Source organism: Thioclava sp. GXIMD4216, from assembly GCF_037949285.1.
In the GTDB taxonomy this organism is placed as follows: Bacteria; Pseudomonadota; Alphaproteobacteria; order Rhodobacterales; family Rhodobacteraceae; genus Thioclava; species Thioclava litoralis.
This window is the reverse complement of sequence record NZ_CP149926.1, coordinates 1,040,874-1,056,645: the sequence shown is the minus strand read 5'-3', so window position 1 is coordinate 1,056,645 and position 15,772 is coordinate 1,040,874. Positions and strand designations below refer to the sequence as shown.

The window sequence follows — 15,772 nt, the reverse complement described above, 5'->3', positions numbered from 1 at the left end:
AAATCCAAAGCCTTGCGCGCAGGGAGATCGCATTATGAAGCCAGAAGATTACAGCCATTCGCCCATTTCTGCCGATTCCGGCACGCCCGCCTACAAGCGGCCCGCAGGCGGCTGGGGGTCTTTGGAAGGGGTCGCGCGGATCATGAAAAAAGAGCCGCCAACCCCTTTGGCGCTGCAGATCCTTGCCAAGCTGAACAAGCAAGGCGGGGCCATGTGCTCGTCTTGCGCATGGGCAAAACCCGCCAATCCCGGCACATTCGAATTTTGTGAAAACGGGGCGAAAGCCACGCTATGGGAACTGACCACCAAGAAAGTCGGTCCGGCATTCTTCGACCAGCATAAGGTGGCCGATCTGCGCAAATGGTCGGACCACGATCTGGAATATGCCGGACGCCTGACCCATCCGATGCGCTATGATGCCGCAAGCGACACCTATAAACCCGTCGCCTGGGATCAGGCCTTTGCCGAGATCGGGCAGGAACTCAAGGCCATCGCCCCCGACGAGGCGGTATTCTATTCCTCGGGGCATGCGGCGCTGGAGCCGTCCTATCTTTATGCGTTGATGGCGCGGATCTATGGCACCAACAACCTGCCGCAATCCTCGAACATGTGCCACGAGACGACCTCGGTCAATCTCAACACCTATCTCGGCGTGCCGGTGGGCACCTGCACCTTGGAAGATTTCGACCATTGCGATGCGCTGTTCTTCTTTGGCCAGAATACCGGCACCAATAGCCCACGGCTTCTGCATACGCTCAAGCTGGCGGTCGAGCGCGGCTGCAAAGTGGTCACGTTCAATCCGATCCGCGAGAAAGGGCTGCTGGAATTTACCGACCCGCAAAGCCCGAAACAGATGGTCATGGGCAAAGCGACCAAAATCTCGGACCATTATTATCAGGTGCGCCCGGGCGGTGATATCGCCGTATTGGCGGGCATGATCAAATATGTTCTGGCCTGCGAGGACGCCGCCCCCGGCACCGTGCTGGACCATGCCTTCCTTAAAGACCATACACAGGGCGTGGACGAGGCACTGGCCGAGATCCGCATGATGGACTGGGCCGAAATCGAGCGCCACTCGGGCCTGAGCCGCGCGATGATCGAGGAAGCGGCCCAGATCTATGTCAGCGCCAAACGGGTGATCGGTGTCTATGGCATGGGGCTGACCCAGCATGTGAATGGCTGGCTGAACCTTGGGATGCTAGTCAACCTGTTGCTTTTGCGTGGTAATATGGGGCGCTTGGGGGCGGGGATCTCGCCTGTGCGGGGGCATTCGAATGTGCAGGGCCAGCGCACCGTAGGCATTGGCGAAAACCCCGCCCTCTTCCCGCTTGACCGACAGGAGGAGATGTTCGGCGTCACCCTGCCCCGCGAACGCGGCATGAATATCGTCAAGGCAGGCAAGGCGGTGATCGAGGGCCGTGTAAAGGCCACCATCGCGCTTGGCGGCAACCTCTTGCGCGCCATGCCCGATATCGAACGGCTGGAAGAGGCATGGGGCAGCCAGAACCTCACGGTCTCGATCGCGATCAAGCTCAACCGGTCGCATCTCAATCCGGGCAAGGTGTCCTATATCCTGCCCTGTCTGGGCCGCACCGACGAGGACCTGCAAAATGGCGTGCCGCAGGTGCAGACGGTCGAGGACACCATGAGCCATATCTTCGCCTCTCTGGGCCGCGCCAAACCGCCAAGCGACCAGCTGAAGTCAGAACTGGCGATCATCACCGGCATCGCCAAGGCCATCCTGCCTGAAAACCCCACCCTGAAATGGGATGACTGGACCGCAAATTACGACCATGTGCGCGATCTCATCGCCGCCACATGGCCCGCGCAATTCCACGATATGAATGCGCGGATGAGCCAGGCGGGCGGCTTCTATCGGGGGAATGCGGCACGGGAACGGCGCTGGAACAACGCCGCCGGAAAGGCGCTGTTCACCACGCCGACCACCTTGTCGGCATTGGGGCAGGAACCCGGAGAAACCGCGCGCGGTCAAAGCTATACGCTCAATACGATGCGCTCGAACGATCAGTTCAACACCACGATTTACGGCCATTCCGACCGGCTGCGGGGCCTGTCCGGCTCGCGTATGGTGGTGTTGATCAATCGCGGCGAGATGGCGCGCGCCAGCCTGACAGAGGGCCAGAAGGTCACGCTGGTCTGTGATATTGACGACGGGCGCGACCGCCGCGTGTCGGGGCTCAGCGTCACCGCATTCGATCTGCCTGATGGGTGCATCGCGGGCTATTACCCCGAGCTGAACCCGTTGATTCCGCTGGAACATCACGAGATCCGCTCCGGCACGCCCGCCTATAAGGGCACCCCTGTGCGTATCATCCCCGAAGCGCCAGCCTCCTAAATATCGGGCGCTGGTCCAAGCGGATCAGGACGCGGTCGCGCGGCTTCAGCCCCCGCGCGACCCCGGACAGCCTAGACCGCCGTCATCATCCCTTGCGCAATCACCGGCCCTGTCGCCACGCCCGCAGGTGCGCCCCCCAAAGGCTCGTCGGTAATCGCGAAAGTGGCCCCTGCCAGCATCGGGCGCAGGTTTTCGGGCATCGGCATCTGCGCCTCGCGATTTTCAGGCATCAGCCCCAAAGAGATCGGCGCCTGCCCGCGCGGGATCAGCCAAAGCTCCATCGAACGATCTGCCGCATGTCTGACGCCGTCCATCTGCACCAGACGGACATCTCCGGTGCCGGTATCATATTGCACCTGCACCAGAAGGCGGTCATCCGCCCCCATCAGCTCGGCCTGCATTCCGGCGGTAAAGCCATGCAGCGCCGGTGCCGTCAGAATGCGCAGGATATTGGGCACGAAGAAAGTCGCCGTAATCCCCAGCGCCACCACGCCACTGGCCAGCCAGCCCCAGAGCAGAACGGATTTCCGGCTGGTCCTGCCGCCGATCTGTCCCATCAGCCTGCGCTTGAGCGCGGCAGGGGGAGCCGCTTCGGGAAAGCTGTCGGACAGCGCGGAAAGCCGCGTCTCCCACGCGCGCAAAGCGGTGCGCAGCGCGGGATCATCTTGCGCGCGCTTGGCAAAGGCGGCCTGTTCCTCGGGGGCAAGCAGGCGCAGCGCCTGTTCGGCGGCCAGCAGATCGTCATCGGAATCGGGCGCGGCACTCATTGGCTCATGCAGTCCTTCAGCTTCATCAGGCTCCGGCGCAGCCATGTTCGCATCGTGTTCAGCGGCACGCCATGCCGCTCGGCCAGATCGGCATAGCTATCGCCGCGCAGATAGGCCCCGCGCACCGCATCGGCACGACCATCTTCCAGCCGCTCAAGGCAGGAGCCGATCCGTCGGGCCTCCGAATGTGCAATCAGCACCGCTTCGGGATCGGGGCGGCCATCGGAAAGATCGGGCATCTCGTCAAGGTCGGTGCGCCCCTTCTGGCGCTTGCGCAACCGGTCAATGGCCAGATTACGTGCCAGCGTGATCAGCCATGTCATCGGGCTATGCCCTGTGGCGCTATAACGGTCGGCCTTGCGCCAGATCCGCAGGAACACGTCCTGCAAAGCGTCTTCGGCCTCGGCGCGGTTGTCGAGGATGTTCAGGCAGACGCCGAACAGCTTGGCGCTTGTGGCATCATAAAGCGCCGAAAACGCCGCGCGGTCGCGCAGGACAATACGGGCGATCAGCCCCTCGATCTCTTCGGGCGTCGAGACCCTGCCCCCGACCGCTCCTGTGGTCTTGCGCGGGGCAGTCCCGCTGATCGTCTGCATGGACCTCATCCTCCCTGAGCGGTCGGGCCATTATCTAAGACCCTGCGCCCTTATGTCCATGAAAACCTTACAGGTCATCCAGCCCGATATCGACGCAGGGCGCGCTTTGGGTAATACGTCCGACCGAGATGAAATCGACGCCGGTTTCCGCCTTGGCGCGGATCGTGTCCAGCCGCACCCCGCCCGAACATTCCAGCGGCACGCGCCCGCCCACCAGCCTGACCGCCGCGCGCATCTCGTCATTGCTCATATTATCCAGCATGATAACATCGGCCCCCGCCGCCAGCGCCTCTTCGACCTGCTCCAGACGGTCGCATTCGACCTCGATCTTGGTCAGAACGGGTGCTGCCGCCTTGGCGCGTGCCACCGCCAAAGTGATCGATCCGGCCACCGCGATATGGTTGTCTTTCAACATGATCCCGCCATCAAGGCTGAGGCGGTGGTTGCGCCCGCCGCCACAGGTGACCGCATATTTCTCAAGCCCGCGCAGCCCCGGCGTGGTCTTGCGCGTATCCACCAGAAACGCCCCCGTGCCCTTGATCTCGGCCACATAGGCGGCGGTCAGCGTGGCAATGCCGCACATCCGCTGCATCAGGTTCAGCGCGACACGCTCGCCCGTCAGGATCGCCTGCGCATTGCCCTGAATAATGGCGAAAGTGGTGCCCGCCTCGATCCGCTCGCCTTCCTCGGCCAAAGCCTCCAGCTTCAGTTTCGGGTCCAGATGGCGGAACACCCGCGCGGCCATCGGCAGCCCTGCCAGCACCATATCCTCGCGCGCGTTAAAGGCGAACCGCCCCTGCGCGTCCTCCTCCACCATGATCTTCGCGGTCAGATCGAACTGGCCACAATCTTCATCGAGCCAGAGCGCGATCTGGGCGTCAAGCTTGCGCATATCGTAAAGCATCGGGGTCCTCCTCCGGTTTGCCGGTTTCTACCCTGTCATGCGCCCAAGCAAAAGAGGCCGAAAGGCCAAAGAAAAAGGGGGCGCTATCGCCCCCTCTTATGGATCATTCTGCCGCATAGGCCTCGGGCGGCGGGCAGATACAGATCAGATTGCGGTCGCCATGGACATTGTCCACACGCCCCACCGGCGGCCAGTATTTATCCTCGCGGAACGACCCGGGCGGGAAACAGCCTGCCTCGCGGGTATAGGCGCGGTCCCATTCGGCCACGAGGTCTTCAACCGTATGCGGGGCATGGCGCAGCGGGCTATCCTCTGCCGAGATCTCGCCATTTTCCACTGCGCGCACTTCCTCGCGGATCGCCAGCAGCGCCGTGATGAAGCGGTCGATTTCCGCCTTGGTTTCCGACTCGGTCGGCTCCACCATCAGCGTACCCGCCACAGGGAAGGACATGGTCGGCGCGTGGAAACCGTTATCCACCAGACGCTTGGCCAGATCATCCACGGTCACTCCCACATCGGCAAAGCCGCGCGTATCAAGGATGCACTCATGCGCCACACGGCCACGATTGCCCATGAAGAGGATCGGGTAATCGCCTTTCAGGCGCGAGGCGATGTAATTGGCGTTCAGGATCGCCACACGGGTCGCCTGCGCCAGACCCTCGCCGCCCATCATCAGGCAATAGGCCCATGAGATCAGCAGGATAGAGGCCGAGCCATAGGGCGCCGCCGAGACCGTGCCATCAGTGCCCTCTTCGGGGTGACCGGGCAGATAGGGTGCCAGATGTGCCTTCACGCCAATCGGCCCCATGCCCGGACCACCGCCGCCATGCGGGATGGCGAAGGTTTTATGCAGGTTGAGGTGGCTGACATCCGAGCCGACCTCGCCCGGTTTCACCAGACCCACCATCGCGTTCATATTGGCCCCGTCCAGATAGACCTGACCGCCGTGCTTATGGGTGATCTCGCAGATCGTGCGGACGGTTTCCTCGAAGACGCCGTGGGTCGAGGGATAGGTGATCATGCAGGCCGCAAGATTGGCCCCTGCCTCCAGAGCCTTGGCCTCGAAATCCTCGATATCCACATCGCCATTGGGCGCGGATTTCACCACCACGACCTTCATACCCGCCATCTGAGCGGAGGCCGGATTGGTGCCATGCGCCGAGACGGGGATCAGGCAGATATTGCGGTGCTCTTCACCGCGTGCCTTGTGATAGGCGGCAATAGTCAGAAGCCCCGCATATTCACCCTGCGCACCCGAGTTCGGCTGCATGGAGAACGCGTCATAGCCGGTGATTTCGCACAGCTTCTCGGTCAGATCGGCAATCGCCTCATGATAGCCCTCGGCCTGATTGCGCGGCGCGAACGGATGCAGCGAGCCGAATTCCGGCCAGGTGATCGGCATCATCTCGGCGGCGGCATTGAGCTTCATCGTGCAGGACCCAAGCGGGATCATCGCGCGATCCAGCGCCAGATCGCGGTCCGAGAGGCGGCGCATATAGCGCATCATCTCGGATTCGGCGCGGTTCATCTGGAAGACCGGATGGGTGAGGTACTCGCTTTCGCGGACCAGCGCCTCGGGGAAGCCGCGTTCAACCTGCGTGGGGGCCGGATCGGTGATGCCGAACGCGTCCAGCAGGCGGGTCAGCACGCCCTCATCGGTGAGCTCATCGACCGAAATCCCCACGCGGTCCGTGCCGACCCTGCGCAGGTTCAGCCCACGGTGACGGGCAGCGGCCATGATGCCCTGCTGGCCCACACCCACGCGCACGGTCAGCGTGTCGAAGAAGGCTGCGGGCTGCACATCGGCCCCTGCCGCCACCAACGCATCACGCAGACGCACGGCATGGTAATGCACCGATTCCGCAATCGCCTTCAGGCCCATCGGCCCGTGGAAGACGGCATAGAAAGAGGCCATCACTGCCAGCAGAGCCTGAGCGGTACAGACATTCGAGGTCGCCTTCTCGCGGCGGATATGCTGTTCGCGCGTCTGCAGCGCAAGGCGGTAGGCCTTATTGCCCTTGGCGTCGATCGACACGCCCACAATCCGCCCCGGCATGGAGCGTTTGAACTCATCGCGGCAGGACATGAAGGCGGCATGCGGGCCACCATAGCCCATCGGCACGCCGAAGCGCTGCGCGGAACCCACGGCAATATCGGCGCCCATCGCGCCCGGCTCTTTCAGCACGCAAAGCGCCAGCAGATCGGTGGCGACCACGGCCACGGCCTTAGCCTCATGCAGCGCCTCGCATTGGGCGGTGAAATCACGCACATGGCCCAGAGTGCCCGGATATTGGAAGATCGCGCCGAAGACCTGATCGGCCACCAGCTCTTCCGGCTCGCCCTTGAGGATCTCGATACCCAGAGGAAGCGCACGGGTCTCGATCACCGAAATCGTCTGCGGGTGGCAGTTGATGTCGACGAAGAACGCCTTGGCCTTCGACTTGGCCGAACGCTGCGCCATGGCCATCGCCTCGGCCGCCGCCGTCGCCTCATCCAGCAGGGAGGCATTGGCCACCGGCAGGCCAGTCAGGTCGGACACCATCGTCTGGTAGTTCAGCAGCGCCTCAAGACGGCCCTGCGCGATCTCGGGCTGATAGGGCGTATAGGCCGTGTACCAAGCGGGGTTCTCGAGGATATTGCGCTGGATCGCGGGGGGCGTGACAGTGCCGTAATAGCCCTGCCCGATCAGCGAGGTCATCACGCGGTTCTTGCCCGCCACCTCGCGCATTTTCTCCAGCAGGCGGTATTCCGACAAAGGCGCCCAAGACAGCGCGTCCTTCTGGCGGATACCCGCAGGCACGGTCTCGTCGATCAGCTGGTCGAGCGTCTGCACGCCCACCACCTTCAGCATCTCGGCCATTTCCGAGGGGCTGGGGCCGATGTGGCGACGATTGGCGAAGTCATAGGTATTATAGGCGGAAGGGGTAAAGGGCATAGCGCAGCACCTGTTCCAATAGGGGAGACGTCCAGCCCGCAACATGCGGACCGATAGAGGCGGACCATCGTGCGAACGGGCCCGAAAAGGGCCCGTCCGACCGGCCAATCAGCCGATGAAGTCTTTATATTCGTCTTCGTCCATGAAGGCGTCGAGCTGGTCCATGTCCTCGAGCTTCATCTTGAAGAACCATGCGCCTTCCAGCGGGTCTTCGTTGACCAGCGCGGGATTATCGGCCAGCGCGTCATTGACCTCGACCACTTCGCCATCAACGGGGGCGCTGATGTCCGACGCCGCTTTGACCGACTCGATCACGCAGATCTCGTCGCCCTTGGCCACTTGCGTGCCGGGCTCGGGCAGTTCGACAAAGACCACATCGCCAAGCTGCTCGGAGGCATGCTCGGTGATACCGACAACAACCAGATCGCCCTCGACGCGGAGCCATTCATGCTCTTCGGTGAATTTCATCATGCGTTCCCCTGTATGATGATGCCTATGTGATGATGCTTGTGCCTAGGGCACGAAGGTAGGTTTAACGTTTGTAGGTTTGCACTTGGAAGGGCATCGCCGCCACCTTGGCAGGCAGGCGCTTGCCGCGGACCTCGCCCCAGACGGTATCGCCTTCGGTCAGGCTAGCGGGCAGATAGGCCATCGCGATGGGCGCGCCGACCGAGGGGCCGAAACCGCCCGAGGTGATCGTGCCGATCTTGGCTCCGCCTTCGGGCGCGTCAAAGACCTCGACGCCCTCGCGCATGGGGGCGCGGCCTTCGGGGCGCAGGCCCATGCGGCGGCGGGTGGCACCTGTCTCCAACTGCGCCAAGATGCGGTCCGCACCGGGGAAGCCGCCCTCGCGGGCGCCCCCCTTGCGGCGGACCTTCTGGATGGCCCAAGCGATATTGCCTTCGACAGGCGTGGTATCGGGGTCAAGATCATGGCCATAAAGGCACAGCCCCGCCTCAAGGCGCAGGCTGTCGCGCGCGCCCAGACCGATGGGCGCAACCTCGTCCATATCGAGAAGTGCCTGCGTGAAGCTTACTGCCACCGCAGAGGGCACCGAAATCTCGTAGCCATCCTCGCCGGTATAGCCCGAGCGCGAGATCCACAGCAGCTGACCGTTCCATTCGGCCTCTGCGACATCCATGAAGCGCATCTCGGCCACGGAGGGCATCAGGCGGGCCAAAGCAGCCTCGGCCTTGGGGCCTTGCAGCGCGATCAGGGCACGGTCGCGGATAACGGTGACCTCGGGCAGATGGGCCTGAAGATGGGCGATATCGGCCTCGGCACAGGCGGCATTGACCACCAGAAACAGATGGTCGGATTTACGTGCGATCATCAGATCGTCCAGAATGCCGCCCGTCTCATTGGTGAAAATGCCATAGCGCTGGCGGCCTTCCTTCAGCCCCGCGATATCGACGGGGATCAGGGCTTCCAGCGCGTCAATGGCTGACAAGGGCACGATCACCTGCCCCATATGCGAGACATCGAACAGACCGGCCTCGGCGCGTGTGTGAAGATGTTCCTTCATCACGCCCATAGGATATTGCACGGGCATTTCCCAGCCAGCGAAAGGCACCATCTTGGCACCCAAAGACACATGCAGATCATACAGATCCGTGCGCAAGAGCTCCGTCATCGGGATCTCCTTATATAAAGCCGGATCCCCGGCATCGATGTGTTTCGTCGCAGGAAAGCCCTGCAACCGCTCGATGCCCCATCTGTCCCTGCCCGACCCCATACGGGTCTCAGGCGCCTGAGAATGTTATTCCTTCGGCGGACGCAGTTTCCCGCGCCTCTCTCCAGAGTCTGTAGCCGTTCGGTCCTTTTGCCTGAGAGTTTCCCGGGGCGGTTGCTCCTTCGGCACCGGCGCGATGGCCGGATTCTCCCGTAGCGGCTGTTGGCTGAGGGATGCCCGATCCGCTGCGACAGGGCAAGTGATTTTTACGCAAAACCGACGCTTGCGCGATAAATTGCGACTTTAGGCGACAGGTGCCGCCTGCGCCGGAAGCCCGTCCAGAAGGCTTAGCGCGCAGGGCAGATCCAGCTTTTCACGCAAGGCAGGCGCCATATCGGGGGCGGCATAAACGGTCATGCCCGCGGCCCGTCCGGCCTGCACGCCCGTCGGGCTGTCCTCGACCACCGCGCAGGTGGTCGGGTCCAGTTCAAGCAACCATGCCGCACGCAGGTAAGGCTCGGGGGCGGGTTTGCCTGCACGCACATCATTGCGACTGACCAGCTTCATCCGCGGACGGCTCAGACCGAGCACATCCAGATTGGCCATCACCAGCCTGCGGTCGGAATTGGAGACCGGCATCTGGGCGATTCCGGCCGCCTCCAGCCCGGCCCAGATCTGCAGCGCCCTGGGAAAGGGGGCCACCTCGCCCAGCATCCCCATATAGATCGCATGGCGACGATGGGTCCAGTCGGCCAGATCCATCCGCAGACCGCAGTGATCGACCAGAAAAGCGTGGCAGACCTCCTCGCTCAGCCCCAGAATGCGGTCATGCAGATCGTCGGGCAGGCTGAGCCCCAAACCTTTGATGGCCTGATGGAACGAACGCTCATGCACCGGCTCGCTATCGGCAAGTGTGCCATCGATATCCCAGAAGATGGCCTGATGGGGAAAGCTCATGGTCGGCTCCTGTGTGGTCTGCGCATCGGTCTCACGCACGGGTCGTGCCAGGGGGCGGCAGCGTCACCCGATCCGGCCGGATGACGCAGGGAACAGGGGCCTATTCGGCCACGCAATCCGCGAAATACTGGATCTGGCCGTCGGGGCCGGTCTCCTGCACCAGACCGTGGATATCGGTCTCGAACCCCGGGCATTCGCGGGCGAATTCGCGGTTGAACTTGAGGTAATCCACGATGCGTTTGTTGAAGACCTCGCCGGGGATCAGCAGCGGAATGCCCGGCGGATAAGGCGTCACAAGCGAGGTGGTGATGCGGCCTTCCAGATCATCGATCGGTACCCGCTGCGTGGTGCGCCGCGCGATATGCGAGAACGCATCGGCTGGCGTCATCGAGGGCGTCAGATCCGACAGATAGATCTCGGTCGAGAGCTTCGCCACATCGTATTTTGCGTAAAGCTTATGGACATGATCGCACAGGTCGCGCAGCCCCATCCGTTCATAACGCGGCTGCTTGTGGCAGAACTCGGGCATCGCCCGCCAGAGCGGCTGGTTCTTGTCGAAATCATCCTTGAACTGCTGGAGCGCCGTCAGAAGCGTGTTCCAGCGGCCCTTGGTGATGCCGATGGTGAATAGGATAAAGAAGGAATAAAGGCCCGTTTTCTCGACCACCACGCCATGTTCGGCCAGATATTTGGTCACGATAGAGGCCGGAATCCCCCAGTCGTCAAAGCGCCCGTCAAGGTTCAGACCCGGCGTCACGATGGTCGCCTTGATCGGGTCCAGCATGTTGAAACCGGGCGCCATATCGCCAAAGCCGTGCCAGCTGTCGCCACCGCCGGTTTCCACACCCTCGGCATCGGTTTTCTTCAGGACCCAGTCGCGGGCCTGCCCCATACCATCGGAATTATGGTCGAAATCTTCCGGCCCCCAGACCTTGAACCACCAGTCCGCGGCATATTCCTCATCGACCTTGGCCATCGCACGGCGGAAATTGAGGCTCTCGACGATGCTCTCTTCCACCAGCGCGGTGCCGCCCGGAGGCTCCATCATCGCCGCCGCCACATCGCAGGACGCGATGATCGAATATTGCGGCGAGGTCGAGGTATGCATCAGATAGGCCTCGTTGAAGAGGCTCCGGTCCAACTTGATCTCCTCGCTATCCTGCACCAGCACATGGCTTGCCTGAGAAATTCCCGCCAGGAGCTTATGCACCGATTGCGTCGCATAGGTGACCGATTTCTTGGTGCGCCCGCGCTTGCGGCCCATCGCATGAAAGCGGCCATAGAACGGGTGGAAGGCCGCATGCGGCAGCCATGCCTCGTCAAAATGCAGGTTCTCGATATGGCCGTCGAGCATCTCCTTGATGTCTTCGGTATTGTAGAGCACGCCATCATAGGTCGATTGCGTCAGGGTCAGGATGCGGGGCGTGGCCTCTTCCTTGTCCTTGCCGGCCAGCAGAGGGTTGGCGGCAATTTTCGCGCGGATCGACTCCATCGTGAATTCGGATTTCGGGATCGGGCCGATGATGCCGAAATGGTTGCGCGTGGGCTTCAGGAAAACCGGTATAGCCCCCGTCATGATGATCGAATGCAGGATCGATTTGTGGCAGTTGCGGTCCACCACCACCACATCGCCCGGTGCCACCGTGTGGTGCCAGACGATCTTGTTGGAGGTCGAGGTGCCATTGGTCACGAAGAAACAATGGTCCGAATTGAAGATCCGCGCGGCATTGCGCTCGGAGGCGCCAATCGCGCCGTTATGGTCCAGAAGCTGGCCCAATTCTTCCACCGCATTGCAGACATCGGCGCGCAGCATGTTCTCGCCATAGAACTGGTGATACATCTGGCCGATGGGCGATTTCAGGAAGGCCACGCCGCCTGAATGCCCCGGACAATGCCATGAATAGGACCCGTCCTCGGCATAATCCAGAAGCGCCTTGAAGAAGGGCGGCTGGATGCTTTCCAGATAGGATTTCGCCTCGCGCACGATATGGCGGGCGACAAATTCCGGCGTATCCTCGAACATATGGATAAAGCCGTGCAGCTCGCGCAGGATGTCATTGGGCAGATGGCGCGAGGTCTTGGTCTCGCCATAGACATAGATCGGCACATCAGGGTTTTTCCAACGCACCTCCTCGATGAAATTGCGCAGGTTCATCACCGCAGGGTCCAGATCGGGACCGGGGGTGAATTCCTCGTCGTCAATCGACAGCACAAACGCCGAGGCGCGCGATTGTTGCTGGGCGAATTGCGACAGATCGCCATAGCTCGTGGCGCCCAGCACCTCGAACCCTTCGGTTTCAATGGCTTCGGCCAAGGCGCGAATGCCGAGGCCTGACGAATTCTCCGAACGGAAATCCTCGTCGATGATGACAATGGGGAAACGGAACTTCATCACACTCTCCTTGAGGGATGGCGTCTGCAAAGGGCCAGAAGGGTCATCCGCTGACCCTGCTGGCAAAACGAGCGGTTGCCTGTTTGTCACTGCTCATAAGACGAGCGTCAAGCCATCACTCAGGATAACCCGACCATAGCAGATCACGAAGCCGAGGATCACGAAACATCCAAACTTGGCAAGACGCTATTTGCAGGAAACGCGGCCAAAGCCCGATTTCCGACAAGATATCCACAGCTTTGCACCGCAAGCCCCGTGGCGTTCGCACCGCCCGACCGCCCCCGAAGGACGCGCGGGGACAGGCCACCTGACAGAGGCCCGCCCCAAGACGCGCTTATAGCCGCGCGCCGCTTTGGGGTTCGAAGAAGGTCACCTTGTCCAGATCGAATTCCAGATCCAGCAACTCGCCCGCATGGGCCAGCGTTTCGGCGTGCAGACGCGCGGTGATCATGCGCCCCCCCATCTGGGTGGTCACATAGGTATCGGCCCCCGCAGGTTCGACCATATCCACACGGATCTGCGCGCGCTGGACGGAACTGCCCGCGCGATAACCCGCCTCGGCAAGGTCTTCGGGGCGCACGCCCATCAGCACCTCGGCAGGCAGATCGCTGCGCGGCACATTCAGCACAATCGGGTCCATGCCGTCGCGATCGATCCGAACCTGCGCCCCAGCGCCTGCGGCTTGGGTTTTCACGGGGATCAGGTTCATCGGCGGGCTGCCCATGAAATCGGCGACAAAGGTATTGGCGGGATGGTTGTAGATCTCGGCAGGGGTGCCGATCTGCTGGATCACGCCGCCCTTCATCACCACGATCTTGGTGGCCAGCGTCATCGCCTCGATCTGGTCATGGGTCACATAGACCATCGACGCCCCAAGCCGGTGATGCAGCTTCTTGATTTCCGAGCGCATTTCGACCCGCAGCTTGGCGTCAAGGTTCGACAGCGGCTCGTCGAACAGAAACAGCGCCGGATCGCGCACCAGCGCCCGACCCATCGCAACCCGCTGGCGCTGACCACCCGAAAGCTGCCCCGGACGGCGCTTCAGAAGCGCCTCGATCTGCAACTGTTTCGCCACTTCGGCCAGCTTGCGGTCCTGTTCGTCCTGCGGGACGCCGCGCACCTTCATGCCGAAGGTGATATTTTTGGCGACCGACATGGTGGGGTAAAGCGCGTAAGATTGGAACACCATCGCGATGTCACGGTCTTTCGGGCTGACATGGGTCATGTCGCGCCCGTCAATTTCGACCGTTCCGCCCGAGATCTCCTCGAGCCCCGCGATACAGTTGAGCAGGGTCGACTTGCCGCAGCCCGACGGCCCGACCAGCACAAGGAAATCGCCCTTCTCGATAGAGACGTTGATATCCTTCAGGATTTCGGTCGCGCCGTAGCTTTTACGCAGATGTTTGATGTCAAGGATAGGAGCCATGAGATCAGCCTTTCACGGAACCGGCGGTCAGCCCGCGGATGAAATATTTGCCGGCGACGATATAGACGAGGAGCGTCGGCAGGCCCGCGATGATCGCAGCCGCCATATCCACGTTATATTCTTTCACGCCGGTGGTGGAGTTAACGATATTGTTGAGCGCCACGGTGATCGGCTGGCTGCCCGCCGAGCTGAAGGACACCCCGAAGAGGAAGTCGTTCCAGATCTGGGTGAATTGCCAGATGATCGTCACCACGCAGATCGGCAGCGAGAGCGGCAGGAAGATCGACCAGAAGATACGGAAGAAGCCCGCCCCGTCGATTTTGGCCGCCCTCACCAGCTCATGCGGGATGGTGACGTAATAGTTGCGGAAAAACAGCGTGGTAAAGCCCAGACCATAGATCGTATGCACGAAGATCAGCCCCGGAATGGTGCCGGCCATGCCGAAGATCCCCAGCATCCGCGCCATCGGCAGCAGCACCACCTGAAACGGGATGAAGCAGCCAAAGAGCAGGAAGGCGAAGAAGAGATTCGCGCCCCTGAACCGCCACTGGGCAAAGACATAGCCGTTCATCGCGCCGATGATGGTCGAGATCAGCACGCCGGGCACCGAGATCAGGATGGAGTTCCAGAAAAAGGGCTTCAGCCCCTCGCATTGGATGCCCGTGCAGGCACCCGACCAAGCTTTGGACCATGCGTCAAAGGTGATCTCGCGCGGCAGGGCCACCAAGGATCCGGTGCGGATTTCCTCGAGGCTTTTGAGCGAGGTGGTCAGCATCACGAACAGCGGCAGCAGGTAATAGAGCGCAAAGACGCAGAGCATCGCATAAAGGCCCCAGCGCAGGAGACGGCGCCCCAGAAGCGAGCCTTGAGAGCGGGGAAGCGGCATATCAGTCATGTTTCGCCCTCAATTCCGAATAGAGATAGGGAACCACGATGGCAAAAACGACGCCCATCATGATCATGGCGCTTGAAGCCGCCTGCCCCAGATCGCCGCGCGAAAACGCCATCGCATACATATAGGTCGCGGGAAGATCGGTCGCATAGCCCGGCCCGCCGCCGGTCAGCGCGATGACCAGATCGAAGCTCTTGATCGCCAGATGCGCCAGCACGATGAAGGCCGACAGGAAGATCGGCGCCATCGAGGGGATGATGATCGCGGTATAGACGCGCCATGTCGGGATGCCATCCACTTGGGCGGCCTTGATGATCTCGCCATCGACCGAGCGCAGACCGGCCAGAAACAGCGCCATCACAAAGCCCGAGGCCTGCCAGATCGCGGCCAGCACGATGGTATATAGCGCCATCTTCGGATTGATCAGCCAGTCGAATTTGAAATTCGGGAAGCCCCAGCCCTGCACCATCGCCTGAATGCCCAGACCGGGGTTCAGGATCCATTTCCATGCGGTGCCGGTGACGATCATCGACAGCGCCATCGGGTAAAGGTAGATCGTGCGCAAAGCGCCCTCGATGCGGATCTTCTGGTCAAGGAAAATCGCCAGAAGCAGCCCCAGCACCATCGAGATCACGATGAACAGCGCGCCAAAGACGAAGAGATTGTTCAGCGCCGTATCCCAGCGCGGGTTGGAAAACAGCCTGTCATACTGGATCAGCCCGTCGATGTCATAGCGCGGCATCAGCTTCGAGCGGGTAAACGACACCCACGCGGTCCACGCGATAAAACCATAGACGAACAGCAGCACCGCAAAGAAGGTCGGCGCAAGCACGATCTTTGGGACATGGCGGGAAAGCCAGTCGGTCATAGGAATG

12 protein-coding genes and 1 riboswitch are annotated in these 15,772 nt (G+C 61.7%); of the genes, 1 reads left to right on the top strand and 11 read right to left on the bottom strand.

The window, feature by feature from the left end; all coding sequences use genetic code 11:
* Window positions 1-34 precede the first annotated feature (34 nt).
* Entirely contained in the window at window positions 35-2,356 is a 2,322-nt protein-coding gene (locus tag WDB88_RS05190; RefSeq protein ID WP_339109140.1) for an FdhF/YdeP family oxidoreductase, read from the top strand.
* Between the two features lie 71 nt (window positions 2,357-2,427).
* Here the strand turns inward: WDB88_RS05190 and WDB88_RS05185 are convergent, their stop codons facing one another.
* From WDB88_RS05185 to WDB88_RS05135, 11 genes are all read right to left on the bottom strand, one after another.
* The gene (locus tag WDB88_RS05185) at window positions 2,428-3,123 is read right to left on the bottom strand and encodes an anti-sigma factor (protein WP_339109139.1); all 696 of its coding nucleotides are present in this window, start codon (window positions 3,121-3,123) and stop codon (window positions 2,428-2,430) included.
* Window positions 3,120-3,719 carry a sigma-70 family RNA polymerase sigma factor gene (locus WDB88_RS05180; protein ID WP_339109138.1) on the bottom strand — a complete coding sequence of 200 codons (600 nt, stop codon included), beginning with the start codon at window positions 3,717-3,719 and terminating at the stop codon, window positions 3,120-3,122. The genes WDB88_RS05185 and WDB88_RS05180 overlap by 4 nt, the downstream gene beginning before the upstream one ends.
* Window positions 3,720-3,786: 67 nt before the next feature.
* A complete protein-coding gene (gene nadC, locus WDB88_RS05175; RefSeq protein ID WP_339109137.1) occupies window positions 3,787-4,623 on the bottom strand; it encodes a carboxylating nicotinate-nucleotide diphosphorylase in 837 nt (278 codons plus the stop codon).
* Between the two features lie 103 nt (window positions 4,624-4,726).
* Window positions 4,727-7,558: an aminomethyl-transferring glycine dehydrogenase gene (gene gcvP, locus WDB88_RS05170; protein ID WP_339109136.1), complete on the bottom strand. Its 2,832-nt coding sequence runs from the start codon at window positions 7,556-7,558 to the stop codon at window positions 4,727-4,729.
* Between the two features lie 108 nt (window positions 7,559-7,666).
* Entirely contained in the window at window positions 7,667-8,026 is a 360-nt protein-coding gene (gene gcvH / locus WDB88_RS05165) for a glycine cleavage system protein GcvH (RefSeq protein ID WP_339109476.1), read from the bottom strand.
* Window positions 8,027-8,090: 64 nt separating this feature from the next.
* Entirely contained in the window at window positions 8,091-9,191 is a 1,101-nt protein-coding gene (gcvT, locus tag WDB88_RS05160; protein ID WP_339109135.1) for a glycine cleavage system aminomethyltransferase GcvT, read from the bottom strand.
* 171 nt (window positions 9,192-9,362) lie between these two features.
* Window positions 9,363-9,454: riboswitch (glycine riboswitch) on the bottom strand.
* Between the two features lie 79 nt (window positions 9,455-9,533).
* Window positions 9,534-10,187: an HAD family phosphatase gene (locus WDB88_RS05155; RefSeq protein ID WP_339109134.1), complete on the bottom strand. Its 654-nt coding sequence runs from the start codon at window positions 10,185-10,187 to the stop codon at window positions 9,534-9,536.
* Between the two features lie 100 nt (window positions 10,188-10,287).
* Entirely contained in the window at window positions 10,288-12,579 is a 2,292-nt protein-coding gene (locus WDB88_RS05150; RefSeq protein ID WP_339109133.1) for an arginine/lysine/ornithine decarboxylase, read from the bottom strand.
* A gap of 334 nt (window positions 12,580-12,913) precedes the next feature.
* A complete protein-coding gene (gene ugpC, locus WDB88_RS05145) occupies window positions 12,914-14,005 on the bottom strand; it encodes a sn-glycerol-3-phosphate ABC transporter ATP-binding protein UgpC (protein WP_339109132.1) in 1,092 nt (363 codons plus the stop codon).
* A 4-nt stretch (window positions 14,006-14,009) separates the two neighbouring features.
* The gene (locus tag WDB88_RS05140; protein ID WP_339109131.1) at window positions 14,010-14,900 is read right to left on the bottom strand and encodes a carbohydrate ABC transporter permease; all 891 of its coding nucleotides are present in this window, start codon (window positions 14,898-14,900) and stop codon (window positions 14,010-14,012) included.
* The gene (locus WDB88_RS05135) at window positions 14,893-15,765 is read right to left on the bottom strand and encodes a sugar ABC transporter permease (protein ID WP_339109130.1); all 873 of its coding nucleotides are present in this window, start codon (window positions 15,763-15,765) and stop codon (window positions 14,893-14,895) included. The genes WDB88_RS05140 and WDB88_RS05135 overlap by 8 nt, the downstream gene beginning before the upstream one ends.
* Window positions 15,766-15,772: the final 7 nt, after the last annotated feature.

Coding starts and splice junctions, on each gene's coding strand:
- WDB88_RS05190 (WP_339109140.1), top strand. CDS start 35: ATGAAGCCAGAAGATTACAGCCATTCGCCCATTTCTGCCGATTCCGGC.
- WDB88_RS05185 (WP_339109139.1), bottom strand. CDS start 3,123: ATGAGTGCCGCGCCCGATTCCGATGACGATCTGCTGGCCGCCGAACAG.
- WDB88_RS05180 (WP_339109138.1), bottom strand. CDS start 3,719: ATGCAGACGATCAGCGGGACTGCCCCGCGCAAGACCACAGGAGCGGTC.
- nadC (WP_339109137.1), bottom strand. CDS start 4,623: ATGCTTTACGATATGCGCAAGCTTGACGCCCAGATCGCGCTCTGGCTC.
- gcvP (WP_339109136.1), bottom strand. CDS start 7,558: ATGCCCTTTACCCCTTCCGCCTATAATACCTATGACTTCGCCAATCGT.
- gcvH (WP_339109476.1), bottom strand. CDS start 8,026: ATGAAATTCACCGAAGAGCATGAATGGCTCCGCGTCGAGGGCGATCTG.
- gcvT (WP_339109135.1), bottom strand. CDS start 9,191: ATGACGGAGCTCTTGCGCACGGATCTGTATGATCTGCATGTGTCTTTG.
- WDB88_RS05155 (WP_339109134.1), bottom strand. CDS start 10,187: ATGAGCTTTCCCCATCAGGCCATCTTCTGGGATATCGATGGCACACTT.
- WDB88_RS05150 (WP_339109133.1), bottom strand. CDS start 12,579: ATGAAGTTCCGTTTCCCCATTGTCATCATCGACGAGGATTTCCGTTCG.
- ugpC (WP_339109132.1), bottom strand. CDS start 14,005: ATGGCTCCTATCCTTGACATCAAACATCTGCGTAAAAGCTACGGCGCG.
- WDB88_RS05140 (WP_339109131.1), bottom strand. CDS start 14,900: ATGACTGATATGCCGCTTCCCCGCTCTCAAGGCTCGCTTCTGGGGCGC.
- WDB88_RS05135 (WP_339109130.1), bottom strand. CDS start 15,765: ATGACCGACTGGCTTTCCCGCCATGTCCCAAAGATCGTGCTTGCGCCG.